General features: G+C 45.0%; 8 protein-coding genes. 4 read left to right on the top strand and 4 right to left on the bottom strand.

Annotation, left to right across the window (positions count from 1 at the left end; genetic code table 11):
* Positions 1 to 163: 163 nt before the first annotated feature.
* Positions 164 to 8,962, top strand: coding sequence for a tandem-95 repeat protein (locus A6E01_RS18500; RefSeq protein WP_065210960.1), 8,799 nt, complete (start codon positions 164 to 166; stop codon positions 8,960 to 8,962).
* A gap of 47 nt (positions 8,963 to 9,009) precedes the next feature.
* Here the strand turns inward: A6E01_RS18500 and A6E01_RS18495 are convergent, their stop codons facing one another.
* The 4 genes from A6E01_RS18495 to A6E01_RS18480 all read right to left on the bottom strand — a co-directional run bounded on the left by A6E01_RS18495 (position 9,010) and on the right by A6E01_RS18480 (position 12,033).
* Positions 9,010 to 9,669: an HAD family hydrolase gene (locus A6E01_RS18495; RefSeq protein ID WP_065210959.1), complete on the bottom strand. Its 660-nt coding sequence runs from the start codon at positions 9,667 to 9,669 to the stop codon at positions 9,010 to 9,012.
* A gap of 107 nt (positions 9,670 to 9,776) precedes the next feature.
* Complete coding sequence (locus A6E01_RS18490; RefSeq protein WP_017030165.1) at positions 9,777 to 10,274, bottom strand: GNAT family N-acetyltransferase; 498 nt, start codon at positions 10,272 to 10,274, stop codon at positions 9,777 to 9,779.
* Positions 10,275 to 10,454: 180 nt separating this feature from the next.
* On the bottom strand, positions 10,455 to 10,784 hold the full coding sequence (locus A6E01_RS18485; RefSeq protein ID WP_237334559.1) for a hypothetical protein: 330 nt from the start codon (positions 10,782 to 10,784) through the stop codon (positions 10,455 to 10,457).
* Between the two features lie 217 nt (positions 10,785 to 11,001).
* The gene (locus tag A6E01_RS18480) at positions 11,002 to 12,033 is read right to left on the bottom strand and encodes a type II asparaginase (protein ID WP_237334534.1); all 1,032 of its coding nucleotides are present in this window, start codon (positions 12,031 to 12,033) and stop codon (positions 11,002 to 11,004) included.
* A 308-nt stretch (positions 12,034 to 12,341) separates the two neighbouring features.
* Here A6E01_RS18480 and A6E01_RS18475 point away from each other — a divergent pair, with 308 nt between their 5' ends.
* The 3 genes from A6E01_RS18475 to A6E01_RS18465 all read left to right on the top strand — a co-directional run bounded on the left by A6E01_RS18475 (position 12,342) and on the right by A6E01_RS18465 (position 17,549).
* The gene (locus tag A6E01_RS18475; protein ID WP_065210957.1) at positions 12,342 to 12,893 is read left to right on the top strand and encodes a cysteine hydrolase family protein; all 552 of its coding nucleotides are present in this window, start codon (positions 12,342 to 12,344) and stop codon (positions 12,891 to 12,893) included.
* A gap of 229 nt (positions 12,894 to 13,122) precedes the next feature.
* Positions 13,123 to 14,445, top strand: a complete 1,323-nt coding sequence (locus A6E01_RS18470) for an efflux RND transporter periplasmic adaptor subunit (RefSeq protein WP_065210956.1) — start codon at positions 13,123 to 13,125, stop codon at positions 14,443 to 14,445.
* Positions 14,442 to 17,549, top strand: a complete 3,108-nt coding sequence (locus A6E01_RS18465) for an efflux RND transporter permease subunit (RefSeq protein ID WP_017030170.1) — start codon at positions 14,442 to 14,444, stop codon at positions 17,547 to 17,549. Before A6E01_RS18470 ends, A6E01_RS18465 begins: the two co-directional genes overlap by 4 nt.
* The last annotated feature ends 108 nt before the right edge of the window (positions 17,550 to 17,657 follow it).

Here is a 17,657-nt window from a genome sequence, read left to right as displayed (position 1 = left end):
CACTGCGTCTACTAGCACATATGCTGCATTTTTCATAAAAATCATTTGTTAATAGAAATTTACAATAGAGTTATTGACTGCTGCATGGTAAATTTCGAACAAGTGCGAAGGATCTGCACAATATACATACAAAAGCTAATAAAGAAGTTTAGCGGGAGAAGACATGGATAGTATCTCATTTGCTCAAGAAGTGATTCTTGGAGACGCGTGGTTAGTTATCGACGCGAATGGTAATTTAAAGTTGGCATCGGAAGGGTATACTCCGCAAAATGGAGAGGTTGTCCTTTCTGTTGGTGACAATGCCGTTACGGTTTCCGAGGATCTCGTTAGTCAACTAAAGATATCTCAGGCTAAAGACGGTGCGCTGAACAATATTGATGCCGAAAACGTCATCAATAATGTTAAACAAGGCGATGATCCTTCTCAATTGGAAGGCTCAGAACCAAGCTCAGGTGACCCATCGGGCTCAAGCCTAACAGCAACAGGCGCTGTTGATCGTGATAATGCTGAAACTATTGCGCAAACTACTTTTGATACTGAAGGCTTTTCAAGCTATCTATTCACCGAAGAACAAGAAAGTGCCATCACACAGTTCGTCAGTGATGCTAACACTATCCTACCGCCAAGCAGCGATTCCGAATCTGACTCTCAAAATGATAAAATTGTTATTCCTACCGCGGTTGATGACCTTTTAGAAACACTAGAAGACCAGAACGTCACCCTAGATTTATTAGAAAACGATTTTATTAATCCTGATGATATAGAGATCGTCGATATTTCCGTACCCGCAGACCAAGGTACTGTTCACCAAAATCCAGATGGCAGCTACTACTTCAAGCCAGCCAAAGATTTCAATGGCGAAGCTGAAATCGAATACACCATCAAAGATGGCAGTGGCAACGAAGATAGCGCAACTGCCGTTGTCGTTGTTGTACCGGTCAATGATGCACCGAACGCAGTCGACGACGTCATATCAATCCAAGAAGACACACCTGTTGTTATCGATGTACTTGAGAATGACTCAGACATCGATGGCGATGAAATTACTCTGGAAGACGTCACATTAGCCGACCCATCACAAGGCACGGTTGAGATTGTCGACGGCAAAGTTGAGTTTACGCCTGCGGAAGATTTTAATGGCGAAGTGAAGATTATTTATGTCATCAAAGACGAAGATGGATTGGAGTCTTCTGCAGAAGTAGTGGTGACGGTTGAGCCGCAAAACGATGCGCCAGAAATCACAGTCACTGCTGTTGATGTGACGGAAGAATCGGTATCGAACACTACAGTGATTGCGACGTTCGTGGCAACAGATGCCGATGGCGACGATCTAACTTACTCGCTTCTGAATAACGATAATGGCTACTTCGTACTGGATGGCACCAACGTCGTTCTAACGGATGCGGGTGTTGCGGCCATCAATAATGATGAGCTAGATCTAGAGTCTCTGGACATCACTGTGCAAGCCGATGATGGTACTTATCAATCAGAAAGCACCGATACTTCAGACATCACGCGCATTAACGACAACGCTCCAGAAATCACAGTAACGGCGAAGGATGTAGAGGAAGAGTCAGTATCGAACACCACGGTCATCGCGACGTTCGTGGCAACAGATGCCGACGGTGATGATCTGACTTACTCGTTATTAAACAACGATGACGGTTACTTTGTCCTAGATGGCACCAATGTGGTACTGACCGATGTAGGTGTGGCCGCTATCAACAACGATGAGCTAGATCTAGAGTCATTGGACATCACGGTTCAAGCGGACGATGGCACTTACCAATCAGACCACACTGATACCTCTGATATCACTCGTGTGAACGACAACGCACCGGAAATCACAGTCACTGCTGTTGATGTGACAGAAGAGTCAGTATCTAACACCACCGTCATTGCGACCTTCATGGCAACAGATGCTGATGGCGATGATCTGACTTACACGCTTCTGAATAACGATAATGGCTACTTTGTCCTAGACGGTACTAATGTGGTTCTGACCGATGTAGGTGTCGCAGCCATCAACAACGATCAGCTAGATCTAGAGTCATTGGACATCACCGTTCAAGCAGACGACGGCACTCACCAATCAGACCACACTGATACCTCTGATATCACTCGTGTGAACGATAACGCGCCTGAGATTACGGTAACGGCGAAGGATGTAGAGGAAGAGTCAGTATCGAACACCACCGTCATTGCGACGTTCGTGGCAACAGATGCGGATGGCGATGATCTGACGTACACGCTATTAAATAACGATAATGGCTACTTCGTACTGGACGGTACCAATGTGGTTCTAACGGATGCGGGTGTTGCAGCCATCAACAACGATGAGCTAGATCTAGAGTCGCTGGACATCACGGTTCAGGCGGACGACGGCACTTATCAATCAGACCACACCGATACCTTAGACATTACGCGCATTAACGACAACGTTCCAGAAATCACAGTAACGGCGAAGGATGTAGAGGAAGAGTCAGTATCAAACAGCACCGTCATCGCGACGTTCGTGGCTTCGGATGCGGACGGCGATGAGCTGACGTACACGCTTTTAAACAACGATGCAGGTTACTTCGTACTGGATGGCACCAACGTCGTTCTAACGGATGCGGGTGTCGCAGCCATCAACAACGATCAGCTAGATCTAGAGTCATTGGACATCACCGTTCAAGCGGACGACGGCACTTATCAATCAGACCACACCGATACCTCAAACATTGCGCGCGTGAACGACAACGCACCGGAAATCACGGTAACGGCGAAGGATGTGACCGAAGAATCAGTATCGAACACCACTGTCATTGCAACCTTCGTGGCTTCGGATGCGGACGGTGATGATCTGACGTACACGCTTTTGAACAACGATGCAGGTTACTTCGTACTGGATGGCACCAACGTCGTTCTAACGGATGCAGGTGTTGCCGCCATCAACAACGATGAGCTAGATCTAGAGTCGTTGGACATCACGGTTCAAGCGGACGACGGCACTTATCAATCAGACCACACCGATACCTCAGACATTACGCGTGTAAACGACAACGCTCCAGAAATCACAGTAACGGCGAAGGATGTAGAGGAAGAGTCAGTATCGAACACCACCGTCATTGCGACGTTCGTGGCAACAGATGCGGATGGCGATGATCTGACGTACACGCTATTAAATAACGATAATGGCTACTTCGTACTGGACGGCACCAATGTAGTTCTAACGGATGCGGGTGTTGCGGCCATCAACAACGATGAGCTAGATCTAGAGTCGTTGGACATCACGGTTCAAGCGGACGACGGCACTCACCAATCAGACCACACTGATACCTCAGACATTACGCGTGTAAACGACAATGCTCCAGAAATCACAGTAACGGCGAAGGATGTAGAGGAAGAGTCAGTATCGAACACCACCGTCATTGCGACGTTCGTGGCAACAGATGCGGATGGCGACGATCTGACTTACACGCTATTAAATAACGATAATGGCTACTTTGTCCTAGACGGTACTAATGTGGTTCTGACCGATGCAGGTGTGGCCGCCATCAACAACGATGAGCTAGATCTAGAGTCATTGGACATCACCGTTCAAGCAGACGACGGCACTTACCAATCTGACAGCACCGATACCTCAGACATTACGCGTGTAAACGACAACGCTCCAGAAATCACAGTAACGGCGAAGGACATAGAGGAAGAGTCAGTATCGAACACCACCGTCATTGCGACGTTCGTGGCAACAGATGCCGACGGTGATGAGCTCACTTACACGCTATTAAATAACGATAATGGCTACTTTGTCCTAGACGGTACTAATGTGGTTCTGACCGATGTAGGTGTCGCAGCCATCAACAACGATGAGCTAGATCTAGAGTCATTGGACATCACCGTTCAAGCGGACGACGGCACTTATCAATCAGACCACACCGATACCTCAAACATTGCGCGCGTTAATGACAACGCACCGGAAATCACTGTAACGGCGAAGGACATAGAGGAAGAGTCAGTCACTAACACCACCGTCATCGCGACGTTCGTGGCTTCGGATGCGGATGGCGATGAGCTGACTTACTCGCTACTAAATAACGATAACGGTTACTTTGTCCTAGATGGCACCAACGTCGTACTAACGGACGCCGGTGTGGCCGCTATCAATAATGATGAGCTAGATCTAGAGTCGTTGGACATCACGGTTCAGGCGGATGATGGTACTTACCAATCCGACAGTACTGACACTGCAGACATTACGCGCGTTAATGACAACGCACCGGAAATCACGGTAACAGCGAAGGATGTCACTGAAGAGTCAGTATCTAATACCACCGTCATTGCGACCTTCGTGGCAACAGATGCCGATGGTGATGAGTTAACTTACACGCTTCTGAACAACGATGCAGGTTACTTCGTACTGGATGGCACCAACGTCGTTCTAACGGACGCCGGTGTGGCAGCCATCAACAATGATGAGCTAGATCTAGAGTCGCTGGACATCACGGTTCAGGCGGATGATGGTACTTATCAATCAGACCACACCGATACCTCTGATATCACTCGTGTGAACGATAATGCTCCAGAAATCACAGTAACGGCGAAGGATGTAGAGGAAGAGTCAGTATTGAACACTACAGTGATAGCAACGTTCGAGGCTTCGGACGTCGATGGCGATGATCTGACTTACTCGTTATTAAACAACGATGACGGTTATTTCGTACTGGACGGCACCAATGTGGTTCTGACCGATGCAGGTGTTGCAGCCATCAACAATGATAAGCTAGACCTGAAGTCGTTGGATATCACGGTGCAAGCGGATGACGGCACTTATCAATCAGACCACACTGATACCTCAGACATTACGCGCGTTAATGACAACGCACCGGAAATCACTGTAACAGCGAAGGATGTCACTGAAGAGTCAGTATCTAATACCACCGTCATCGCGACCTTCGAGGCTTCAGATGCCGATGGCGACGAGTTAATTTACACGCTTCTGAACAATGACGAGGGTTACTTCGTACTGGATGGCACTAACGTTGTTCTAACGGATGCGGGTGTCGCAGCCATCAACAATGATCAGCTAGATCTAGAGTCGTTGGACATCACGGTTCAAGCCGATGATGGTACTTATCAATCAGACCACACCGATACCTCAGACATTACTCGTGTGAACGATAATGCACCGGAAATCACAGTCACTGCTGTTGATGTGACAGAAGAGTCAGTATCTAACACCACAGTCATTGCGACCTTTGTGGCAACAGATGCTGATGGCGATGAGCTGACGTACACGCTTCTGAACAATGACGAGGGTTACTTTGTCCTAGACGGTACCACTGTGGTTCTAACGGACGCCGGTGTCGCAGCCATCAACAACGATCAGCTAGATCTAGAGTCGTTGGACATCACCGTTCAAGCCGATGATGGTACTTATCAATCAGACCACACCGATACCTCAGACATTACGCGCATTAGCGACAACGCTCCAGAAATCACGGTAACAGCAAAAGATGTCACTGAAGAGTCAGTATCGAACACCACCGTCATTGCGACCTTCGTGGCTTCGGATGCGGATGGCGATGAGTTGACGTACACGCTTCTGAACAATGACGAGGGTTACTTTGTCCTAGACGGTACCAATGTGGTTCTGACAGACAAAGGCGTAGCAGCCATCAACAACGATGAGCTAGAACTAGAGTCATTGGACATCACCGTTCAAGCGGACGACGGCATTTACCAGTCAGATAGCACCGATACTTCAGGCATCACACGTATTAAAGACAACGCGCCAGAGATAACGGTCACTGCAATTGATGTTACTGAAGATGCTGTTAGTGAGAATATGGTCATTGCGAGTTTCACTGCCTCAGATGCTGACGGGGATACGCTGACCTACGCACTATTGAACAACAGTAACAATTACTTTGTACTAGATGGAAACAACGTAAGGCTTACTGCTGACGGTGTCGTGGCTATTAATAATGATCAGCTCAACCTAACTGAGCTGGATATTACTGTACAAGCCAATGATGGTAAGTACATAACTGATCATACTGATACTTCTATAGTGAATCGCTTCGACGACTCTCCAACTGCCTCTGACAACTCAATCACAGGAACCGAAGACACCGCGATTATTTTCAACTGGGATCAGTTCAACGCAGACGACATTGATACCGCTGATGCAGACCTATCAGTGGTCATCAAAACATTACCTGCTGATGGTACACTGGAAGTGTTCGTTAATGGTGCTTGGCAGGAAGCGAGTGTTAATGACTCTATATCAAAAGCTGACATTGACGCAGGTAGCCTAAGGTTTATTCCTGATGCTAACGAGTCTGGGTACGATGGTTTTTCAGATTCAGGGTTTGGTGATCAAAAACCAAACTATGCCCAGTTTGATTTTGCAGTAAGCGATGGTAACTCTGAGAGCTCTGAGGCTTCAATTACGATTGATATTACCCCTGAAGTTGATAAACCTGACCTGTTGGTTCTTCAAGAAAGAACGGAAGCATCAATCAACTTCCAAGATACTGTATTACCTAATGGCAAGTCTTGGAGTTCGGATATTGATGTGAGTGAAGTGCTGGGTAATAACACCCTAGGCACTTGGTATGCGAACGATGACAATAAGGTTGAGATTGGTAGAGAGTCTACCTACCGATCTGGGGCTAGTGATAGTAACCTTGTTTTGGAAGTTGAAGCTGATAATGGCGACAACTCGATTTATACCGATATTTCGGTAGAAGAGGGTCGTTACTATAGCTTCACTTTTGATGCAGCCGCGCGTCGTTGGGAAAATGGCGATAGTGACCTAAATGTCCTTTGGGTAAGACTGGATGATCAAGGCAATCCAGTTATGGATGAAGCCATAACCTTGTATGAGTTCAGTCCCATGGATAATTCTTGGGAGCGAAACATTCAGGTGACCTTACCGTCTGATCAAGAGGGGGATTACCGATTAATCCTCCAATCGACAGATGCTAATAGTTATGGTGCCATCGTCGATAATCTAATCCTTGAATCTTCAGATGCTAAGGGTGTAGAGGGTGAGTTTGTAGACTTATGGGATTTGAGTGCGGGCCTTACGGATACTGATGGCAGTGAGACGCTAACCCTCACCTTAGAAGGTCTTCCTGAAGGCACAATTATCAAAGACACCAACGGCAATGAAGTCGTTGTTGATGCAAATGGTAAGGTGGATATTACAGGCCTTGATATTGCAACGCTTAAAGCTAACGTAACAGAGGCTGGAGACTACGATGTAGTATTCACAGCAATCGCTACAGAAACGAGCACAGGCGAAACAGCTTCATCTAGCGCAACGCTACCTCTTATTATCGAGAGCTCAGAATATAAAGTTCAAACCGCGTCTTATGGTGCCGACAACATTGAAGGAACAGAGGCTAACGAATTAATCGTTGGCGATGTGCAAGACTTCCAAGTTGTCGCTGGTGAAAACTACAACATAGCCTTTGTTTTAGACACTTCGGGAAGCATGGGAGGTGTTATTGATGAGGCGAAAGCTCAGATAATTGCCGCATTCAATGAGATAGTGGACGTTGCTAAGGAAGACAACTCTGGCAAGGTTAATGTGATGCTGTCTGAGTTTGCAACTGGTGCGGCACAAGTTGTGTCTATCGATCTGTCTGAGACTTCAGCACAAGACGCTAAAGATGAATTTGCGGCGAAAGTTGGAGCACTTAATGCGGAATCATCAACTAACTATGAGGCGGGATTTGAAACTGCGATTGAGTGGTTTGAATCGTTAGCATTGGCGGGTAACGAAGCGACCAATCAAACCTTCTTCATTACCGATGGTGAGCCAACAAGGGCGACGAGCCTTAAGAATGCTTCGCTTACTGAGTTCTTAATAGGTTACGATCAAGATAGTAAGGAAGTGGATTCTCTAGCTGATATCTTGCCCGACAATTTTGTACTTGGTCAGGAAGTGAGTTGGAATGGACGGGTTGTCATCGAGTCTTCTATCGAAAATGACCAAGTCAATGTTGTGTCACCTTATACTGGTGAGACGGTTGGTTATCTTAGCCTACACAGCAATGGTAAGAAGTTTGTATTCCAGGATAACTGGAGCGACAACACCGAGGTAGTGAAACAAGGTCAGCATTACTTTGCTATCTTGGCTGCAATTTCAGCGGTCGAGGCTATTGGTCTTGGTGATGGTGTTGACCAAGCAACATTGCTTAAGTTTGATAGTTTTGGGCAGGTAGATGCCAACGTTGATGTAGATGATCTTAAAGATGCCATCCTAGGAAAGGCAACATCTCTAGATCCTGGCTCCGATACTATTAATTCTGGTGACGGAGTTGATATCTTGTTTGGTGATACAGTGTCTTTTGCTGGCATAGAAGGCCAAGGTGTTTCGGCCATTCAGCAATATGTAGCAGAGCAAACTGGCGCTTTCCAAACTGACGTTGAAGCAAAAGATATGTTCGACTATATCTCTGCAAATATTGAGGAGTTTGACCAATCTCTGGATTCTCACAAAGATGACGCTCTTGATGGAGGTTCAGGCAATGACATTCTATTCGGACAAGGTGGCAATGACATCTTAACCGGCGGTTCTGGCGATGATTTACTGCTCGGTGGTACGGGTGATGACACGTTAATTGGCGGTATGGGTGAAGATATCATGACTGGTGGTCTAGGTGCCGATACATTTGAATGGACGCCATCAGACCTGAGAGTATTCAATGAAACCGACACTATCATCGACTTCTCAATTGCAGAAGGTGATAAGTTGGATCTTAGTGAGTTGTTTACCGATATCTCAGAGCCTTTGGAGTTGGATGCGTTACTAACCCAACTAGAAGGCACTATAACCGGCGACAATACCCAATCATTCATCACAGTGGAAAAGGGCGAAGAGTCTTTCACTATTGAACTGCAAGGGATATCAGCTACCGAGTTGACTGATAACCTAGCGACCATAGTGCAGCTAACCGATAGCTAAATAAATGACCCCAAGCCTAACGCTTGGGGTTTTTGTTTGTGCTCAGATTATTTCCAGCTGAGGGTTGTCCAGTTGTCTCGCTTTGGCAAAGCAGCAAGGCTAGGGCAAGGATTGATTAGATAGGCGTGGTCGGCGTGCTCACACAGAGCGAGGTCATTAATAGAATCTGTATAAAAATGAATAGCTGAGTAGGACTGCTTGTTTTGAGTTAACCACTGCTCAAGGCGCGTCACCTTGCCTTCTCTATAGCTAGGCACACCTTCTATCTTTGCTGTATATCTACCGTTACTTTCCGCAAGATCAATGCCTAAGCTGTGTTTAATGCCAATGCGTTTGGCAACAGCTTCCACTACAAATGCCACAGTGGCTGAGATGATCAGCATATCGATGCCATCGGCCTTTAGTTGCTGGATTAAAGCCTTAGACTCATCAAACTGTCTACTCAAGATATGAGTCTCTACACATTCATCAACCAAAGCATCAACGTCCTTTTTTGACAGGTGTAGCAGCGGTGCCATTGCAAACTCAAGGTACTCGTCCATATCAAGTTTTCCTTGAGAGTAAAGCTCCATCAGTCGCTGATCTTCTGCCAAAAAGCTAGGGTCTTGCACTACGCCTTTCTCTAGGAGAAATTCATTCCAGATCATTGCACAATCGCCATTGATTAGCGTTTCGTCCATATCAAATACATATAAGGGCTTTGCCATTTTTTGTTCTCTTTGACGATTGATATTATGAGGGCATAGTTATGCCTCAGCGTACGCTGATAGTAGTGGCTGTTTATTTCGGTTTTATTGCAAAAGGTCAACAGACCCTAGAGGTTTAGCTCCATCTTATAATCATCCATGACATAACCGCCTCCAATATCCGCAACGATCTCTTCCGTTATTTCAAAGCCGATGCGCTGATAGGCAGCAATGGAGTGGGCGTTGTATTTATTGACGGTGAGAAAGATCTTATTCAAATTGTTCGACTTGGCTAAGTCCTTGATAAAGTTAATCGATAGTGCGCCAATCCCATTGCCTCGCTCACTAGAAAGCACGTAAATCTTGCTTAAAAACAGTTGCTCTGGTTGTAGCTTTACGCCCACATAGCCCGCAGGTTTACCGTCTTTGTGAATGAGGTAATAGTGAATATTGCTATCTTTTACTTCAGTAGTGATTGTCGTAGGAGAGTGGATGTGAGTGAGCATATAGTGCACTTGCTCCGCCCCTATGATGGGGGTGTAATGCTCAGTCCATATGATATTGGCTAGGTCGACAACGATATCTATTTGCTGCGGGTTGGTGACTCTTGTAAAGGTAACGTCCATATATCCTCTTAAACAATAACGGCAACCATAAGGCTGCCGTCGTATTCATTATGCATGGTAACTAGGATAATCGATGTCACCTTTTTCATCACCCCTGTATGGGATTAATCATGCTATGAGTATCGAAATCTGCGAGAAGCTAATCATTTTTGAAACGAGAGACTAGTCTTTATTTGGCTTCTATTTCTCGTAGCCACAACGTAAAAAGCTTCCTTTCGGGTACGCTTTTTCTTCCCAAGTACTGAGTAACTTTTTCTCACCAGGTTCTAGCTCAAACTGGAATCGCTGTACCGCTGAGAGACCACTGTCTGAATCTGGTCGATAGCGCACCTCTACTAGGCCTTTAGCTAGCTTCTCGTTATTTCTGTTTTCAACATAATAGTCAGTAGAGTAATTGTTGGTTTCTTTAACCAGACCAATCGTCTCTGCACACACAGGCTCCTGTGGCTTTGGCGCGTTCTCATTGGCACAGGCAGTTAGAGCGCTGACTACGATGAGAGTGGTAATCATTTTTTTCAATTTGATACTTCCTGTAGGTTGTTTAGCAGGAATATATCAGTAGCTCTAAATTAATTCTTTGAAGTCGTGGGTATTTGAGCTAATTGAATAATTAAACCGATGTGCCCTTCAAGTGCTAGGAATAACATGGTTTGTTGAATAGTTAGGAAGAGTTTAATAAACCAACCCTAGTTGTAATTCTAGGGTTGGTGAGTTTCTTTAATAGAAGCTAGCTTTGTGTGCCAAAGTAAACTGGCAACTCTTTCACATCTTGAGTTTCAGTTAGGGCAAGCATTAGCATGATACGTGCTTTTTGAGGGTTTAGTACTCCCGAACCGATAGCGTGTGATTTAGCCGTAACGAAGCCAGAGCCTGTGCGTGTAGAAAGCACTACTGGGTAACCGTCTTCGTTTAGTTGGCTAATTCTCTCTCGAACCGCAGAAGGAACAGAGCCATTACCACTGCCCGCAACGACAATGCCGTCTGCTCCAGACTCTACGATAGCATCAATGATCTCAGGTCCCATATTTTGGTAGCTGTATACGATATCCACTTTAGGCAAGGTCTCTAATTTAGACACATCAAATGTTGGCTTACCCATGACTTTTGCTGGCTCGTAATAGAACTTAGGCTCACCTCCTGCGAAGGTTCCCAAGAAACCTTGGTCATGTGCTTTGAAGGTATCTAGAGAAATAGAACTTGTTTTAGAGGTGTAGTAAGCCGCGCCAATGTTATCGTTCAAAAGCACCATAGTGCCTCTTCCATAAGCACTCTCATCAGAAGCTAACTTAACCGCATTTAATAGGTTCATTGGACCATCAGCACTAATAGCCGTTGCTGGGCGCATAGCTCCAACCACAACAATAGGCTTGTCAGTTTGATTGACTAGATCCATGAAGAAGGCCGTTTCTTCCGTGGTATCCGTGCCGTGGGTAATGACCACGCCTGAGGTATCGTTTTGCAATAAAGAGTTAGCCGTGTTTGCCATCTCAAGCAATATCTTACTATCGATGTTTGAACTGCTGGTATTAGCAACTTGAATACCGTCTACGTTAGCTACATCGACGATTTGAGGTACCGCTTCAATAAGAGTAGATACCGCTATCTCTCCTGCTTTATAGCCGGTCACATCTGTTGATTTCTCTGCAGAGCCAGCAATGGTGCCGCCCGTTCCTAAGATGGTGATATTAGGCAGTTCTTGGGCAATGGCATTCAAGCTAAATAGAGATGAAATGATTAGAGCGGTGGTAAGTTTTTTCATGGCGTCCTCTGGAACTAAATGGATATAACTAACCCATTGCACAATCGATGCCATTTCTACTAAAAGCCCAACTATTTCATTTATTTAAGTGAAAAGATTGCCAAGTTCTGTGCACTTTTAAAGAGTCAAGATTAGCTTTGTAACTGACTGTGGTTAAAGTGTTTCTAGGTGGTAATTGCGAGTTTTTTGTTTGGTGCAACTGCACCGAAATAGGACGTTAAAGACAACCTGTACGAATGTTCCGAAGACAAAAAGCACGCACTGGGTGTATTCTGATTTGAAAAGAGAATAGCAATAAGGCATCGAGCATGAACATTACCAAGCATTCAGCACTTATCGTCATCGACCTACAAGAAGGTATTGTTGATAAGGTGCCAGCAGAAGTAGCAACGGCAGTCATTGAGAACAGTATCGCTCTATGTGAGGCATTCGAACGAGCTGAGCTACCTGTTTTTATTGTTAACGTGGCAGGCCGAGCAAAAGGACTCACGCAGCTTCAACAACAAGCATCCCAAAGTGATCAAGCGTCACCTGCGCCTGTTTGGGGCTCCGTGATTAAACGCCTTGGCAACAAACCTAGATTCAAGTACCTAACAAAATACTCATGGGGCGCATTTACTAACACGGGTTTAGATGAGCAACTTAAAGAGCAGGGGATTACGCATGTCTATTTCACCGGCATTGCCACCAGCGTTGGGGTTGAATCAACAGCGAGGCAAGCCTTTGAGTTAGATTACAACGTGGTGATTGTCGAAGATGCCATCGCCGATATGGATCCTGTTTGTCATCAGCATAGCTGTGAGAGAGTGTTTCCGAAAATGAGTCTATTGATGAAAACAGAAGAGTTACTGGCAGGCTAATACATCACATATTCAATAGTGTGCGACGGGCACTTTTTCATCGTCGCATACTGGTTACCTGCAGTGTTCCAGATGCAATCCACTTTCAAATGTAACCCACTTCAAATTATTGCCCTTAAAACGTAAAGCTAAGTAAATTCCCATACCAGCCATGAGGCACTACAACGACGTTATGCTAACCTTATATTAGTTAAGTCTAATGTTTATTTTAGTCTGCAAGGGAGTGATCATGGCTAGGTATAGTTGGGTACAAAGAGCGATATTTTTGCCTCCTGTTTTATTGGGCGTGGTCATGTTGGCATTGGCCCCGACGATGAAGGCTGAACCACCACAATCCAATACAACCACTACTAAGAAATCTGTGCGTGTTCTAAAAGTGATACCTCGTAATATTCAACCTTCTGCGGTTGGATATGGTCTTACAGAGTCTTCCCAAGAGTGGGAGGCTCAATCAGAATTAGATGGCGCTGTAGTTTGGGTATCTGAGCGGTTTGAAACTGGCGAGATAATTAACAAGGGGAGTGAAATTCTGCATATTGACCCTTCTTCTTACTTGCTTACAGTCGCTCGATTGGAGGCTGAAATAGAAGTGTCTAAGCTCACAGACAAAACTATTTTAGAGTCGTTAAAGATTGCAGAGAAAGACTTTCTAGTGCAGAAGTCTGAATATGATCGCTCTGTAAAACTTAGCAAGACGGGGCACATTTCCAACGCGGAAAAAGATAAAGCGACGAGAGAGTTACTGGGTAGCCAGCAGCAATTGCAGACATTAAAAAATAGCCTAGCAATTAATCGAGCTCAGAAGAAGGTTTTGGAAACTGAGTTGGCATTGGCCAAGCGGGACCTTGTAAATACTGTAGTAAAAGCGCCTTTTGATATTCGAATTACCGACAAGCAAGTTGGATTGGCTGAATATGTGAATAGAGGTGAGTTGATGCTTAAGGCTGATGGAATTGAAGCTGTAGAGGTCAGCGCTCAATTTCCTCTCGGTAAAATGCGTCCACTGCGAAGAGCTTCGAATCTGGATCCCTTAAGTCATGATGTCCATCAAGATCTACAAGCAACTCTAGAACTAAAAGCAGGTGACAAAGTTATTTCATGGGATGGCAAGGTGAGTCGTTCGGGTGGGCAAATAGATACACAAACTCAAAGCCAAAGTATTGTTGTAGAGGTTGATGCCCCCTACCAACAAGCCGTTCCCGGGAAAAAACCGCCGCTCATTCGCAATACATTCATCAAGGTTACTCTTAAAGCTCCAGTGATGAAGAATCAAATCGTCCTCCCTGTGACTGCAATTCATAATGATTTGGTTTACATAGTTAAAGATGGGAAATTAACACGGCAATCTGTGGATATAGATTTTGTGCAAGGGCAGGTGGCCGTGATTAAGTCGGGTGTGGCCGTTGATGACCTTGTAGTGCTGAGTAAGCTGGTCCCTGCCGTTGAAGGCATGGCTTTGAAACCCATACCAGATGCAAATATGGAAAAGTGGCTTGAAAAAGAAGTTGGGTTTAAAGAGAACAAGATCAGCAAAAGTGAGGGTAAATCATGATTGCTTACTTTGCTCGACATGCGACAGCTGCCAATGTATTGATGATTGCTATTTTGTTGTTAGGTGCATTTGCTCTGCCAAAATTGCAAAAAGACACTTTCCCTATCACTCCTACAAAAGATATAGCGGTTCGGATCAGTTATCCCGGAGCGTCGCCATCAGAGGTCATGGAAGAAGTGTGCTACCCCTTGGAGGAGTCTCTTGATCAACTCAGTGGCATTAAGGAGCTATCGTGTGACGCTAGAGAAAATCTAGCGATTGCCAATGCTGAAATTGAGAGTGGTGAAGATATTGATATATTGACCACAGATATTCAGCAACAAGTGAATGCAATTAATGACTTTCCTGATCGAGTAGAGCAAATCACAGTGGCTAAGCTGGATAGAGTCGCAAGCGTGGCCAGTGTGGCCATCATCGGTAATATGTCTGATCAAGACCTCTACTTGTATGCTCAGAAAGTAAAGCAGAAGTTAAAAGCCAATCCCTTGATTGCACAAGTAACTGTCAGTGGGTTCTCTGATCAAGAGATAGAGGTCAGAGTCTCTCAATGGAAGTTAAAGCAGTATGGATTAAGTATTTCAGATCTCTCAAACCTAGTTCAGCAACAAAGCATTAGTACGCCTGCAGGTGTGTTCAGCAATGAACTGGAAGAGATTAGTGTTCGTTTTGACCAACTGGGTAGCACAGTCGAAGATTTTCAGAATGTTATCGTGAAATCCAGTGAGTTGGGAACGCAAGTACGATTGGGAGATATTGCCAAGATAGAACAGAAATTTGAATCTGACGAAGATGTCATTCAGTTTCAAGGGCAAAGAGCGGCACTTCTTCAAGTATCTAAAACGTACTTTCAAGATACTCTGAACGTGAAAGAGGCCGTGGTAAAGATTATTGAGAATGAGAAAAAACAAGTTCCACAGGGCATTGAACTTCATGTGACTCAAGACTCGAGTATTAACATCACTGAGCGTTTAAGAATTTTAACCAGCAATGGTGTGCAAGGTCTAGCGTTAGCATTTCTTGTGTTATGGGCATTCTTCAATATCAGATTTAGTTTTTGGGTGACCATGGGATTACCCGTTTCGTTTCTTGGTGCCATATTCACTATGCATCTTTTAGGTTACACCCTGAATATGATGACAATGGTTGGGCTAATTGTCGCGATTGGTTTGCTGATGGATGACTCTTTGATCATTGCAGAGAATATTGCGGCGAAAAGACAGAAAGGATTGCCTCCCATTGAAGCTGCGATTGTCGGTACGAAACAAGTCTTACCTGGCGTGCTCGCTTCGTTTGCAACCACTATCATGGTAATAGGGCCATTGATGTTCCTTAGTGGAAAGATGGGTGAAGTGCTTCGCTATATCCCTATTATTTTGCTGATTACATTATTAGTGAGTCTTATTGAAGCCTTTCTTATTCTTCCATCCCACCTCGCTCATAGCCACGTTACATCTAAATCCAGTCCGATGCGGGACAAGATTATTATGGCCTTTGAAAAGATGCGAGATAAGGTATTTGTGCCCCTTTCCGTAAAGGCAATGAAAGCGCCGTATTTCACTCTCGGGATATTGATGATGATCGTTATGGTTTCGACGGCTTCACTCTCTGCAGGGCTCCTGAAATTCAAGGCAATGCCATCGTTGGAAAGCGATGTTTTGCAAGCTCGAATTCTTTTACCGCAGGGAAGTGTGTTGTCTCAGACAGAAACGATTGTAGCAAAGGTGTCTGATGCTTTAGATAAGCTTAGTAAAGCGTATGCCGAGAAATATCCCGATTCAGAGCCTTTAGTACAAAACAAAACGATCATGTACAACACCAATGTTGATGCGAATGAATCCGGCCCTCACATGGCGACGGTCAGTGCCGATCTGCTGCCTGCTCAATTTAGACAGCAGAGCATTAAGTCTCTCGTTCAGGAATGGAAGAAGAAGGTAGGAAGCCTGCCCGATGTGGTTTCAATGAAGTTTACCGACAAAGAAAGAGGCCTTGCTGGAAATGGGATTGATATTCGAGTGCAGGGAGATTCTTTAGAGCAGCTAGACAAAGTGAGCCGTTCGCTGATTAAGTGGTTAAAAGGCTTTGACGGTACCTTTAATTTGTCGAGCGATCTGCGTTCAGGAAGAACAGAAATACAGGTGAGCTTGAAAGATGAAGCGGGTGTCATGGGAGTAAATGCTTCCCAGCTATCACAAAACCTTCGTAGTGCGGTGAAGGGAAGCACAGATCTAACGGTATTTCAAAACGGAGAAACCATCGATATTTCAGTGAGGTTGGATGAGTTTACGCATCAGGCAAGTTTACAGGAATTAAAAGACCTTACGATTACCGCCACTAATGGCACGTTAGTTCCGCTATCCAGTGTGGCGACGTTTAAGGAGGTGCAAACATTTTCCAGAATTAATCGAATCAATGGCGTTAATACAGTGACCGTGCAAGGGGATATCAATACACGCATCGCTAATGCTAGGGATATCATGTTGAAGTTTAATAGTGAGTTTGTCCCTAACGCTAAGAAGAAATACCCAGACGTCAGTTTTGTGTCTCAAGGACAAGATAGAGAGAGCGCAGACACTGGGTCATCACTGATAACATTCTTCATATTGGGGTTGATAGGGATTTATCTCATCCTTACCTTCTTATTCGAAAGTTACGTGCAGCCTATAGCTGTGTTGTTGGCTATTCCTATGGGTTGGATAGGGGTAGTTTGGGGACATATGGGAATGGGACTGGATCTGACCATTCCAAGTTTGGTGGGTTTTGCCACTCTTGCGGGTATTGTGGTGAATGACAATATCTTGCTTGTGAATTTTATCAAACAAAATAGAGAAGATGGGATGAGCTTATTAGACGCATGTCGTGAAGGTGTTCATGATCGATTTAGAGCCATTTTTATTACTTCTCTGACGACATTTGCAGGTTTGCTTCCGTTATTAGTCGAATCTAGCACGCAAGCTCAGTTTTTGGTTCCATTGATAGCGAGTATCGCTTTTGGGCTTGTCTCTGCCACATTGCTCGCTTCTATTATTGTGCCTTGCGTATTGCTGATTCTGGACGACTTGAAGGTAACCAAGTTACCTAAAGCCGCTAAATTGGAAGCAATGTAACTGAGAGGCTAAGGATTCTAAACGTTAGATGGGATTAAACCGTTAGCGAGGGTAGACCTAAGGGCTATCCTCGCTCATCGTTAGATTAAACAGTCTGTGTTGAAGAAT

This window comes from Vibrio breoganii (assembly GCF_001677275.1).
Classification (GTDB): Bacteria; Pseudomonadota; Gammaproteobacteria; order Enterobacterales; family Vibrionaceae; genus Vibrio; species Vibrio breoganii.
Note: the sequence above shows the minus strand (reverse complement) of the source record. Positions and strands in the feature narration are given on the sequence as shown.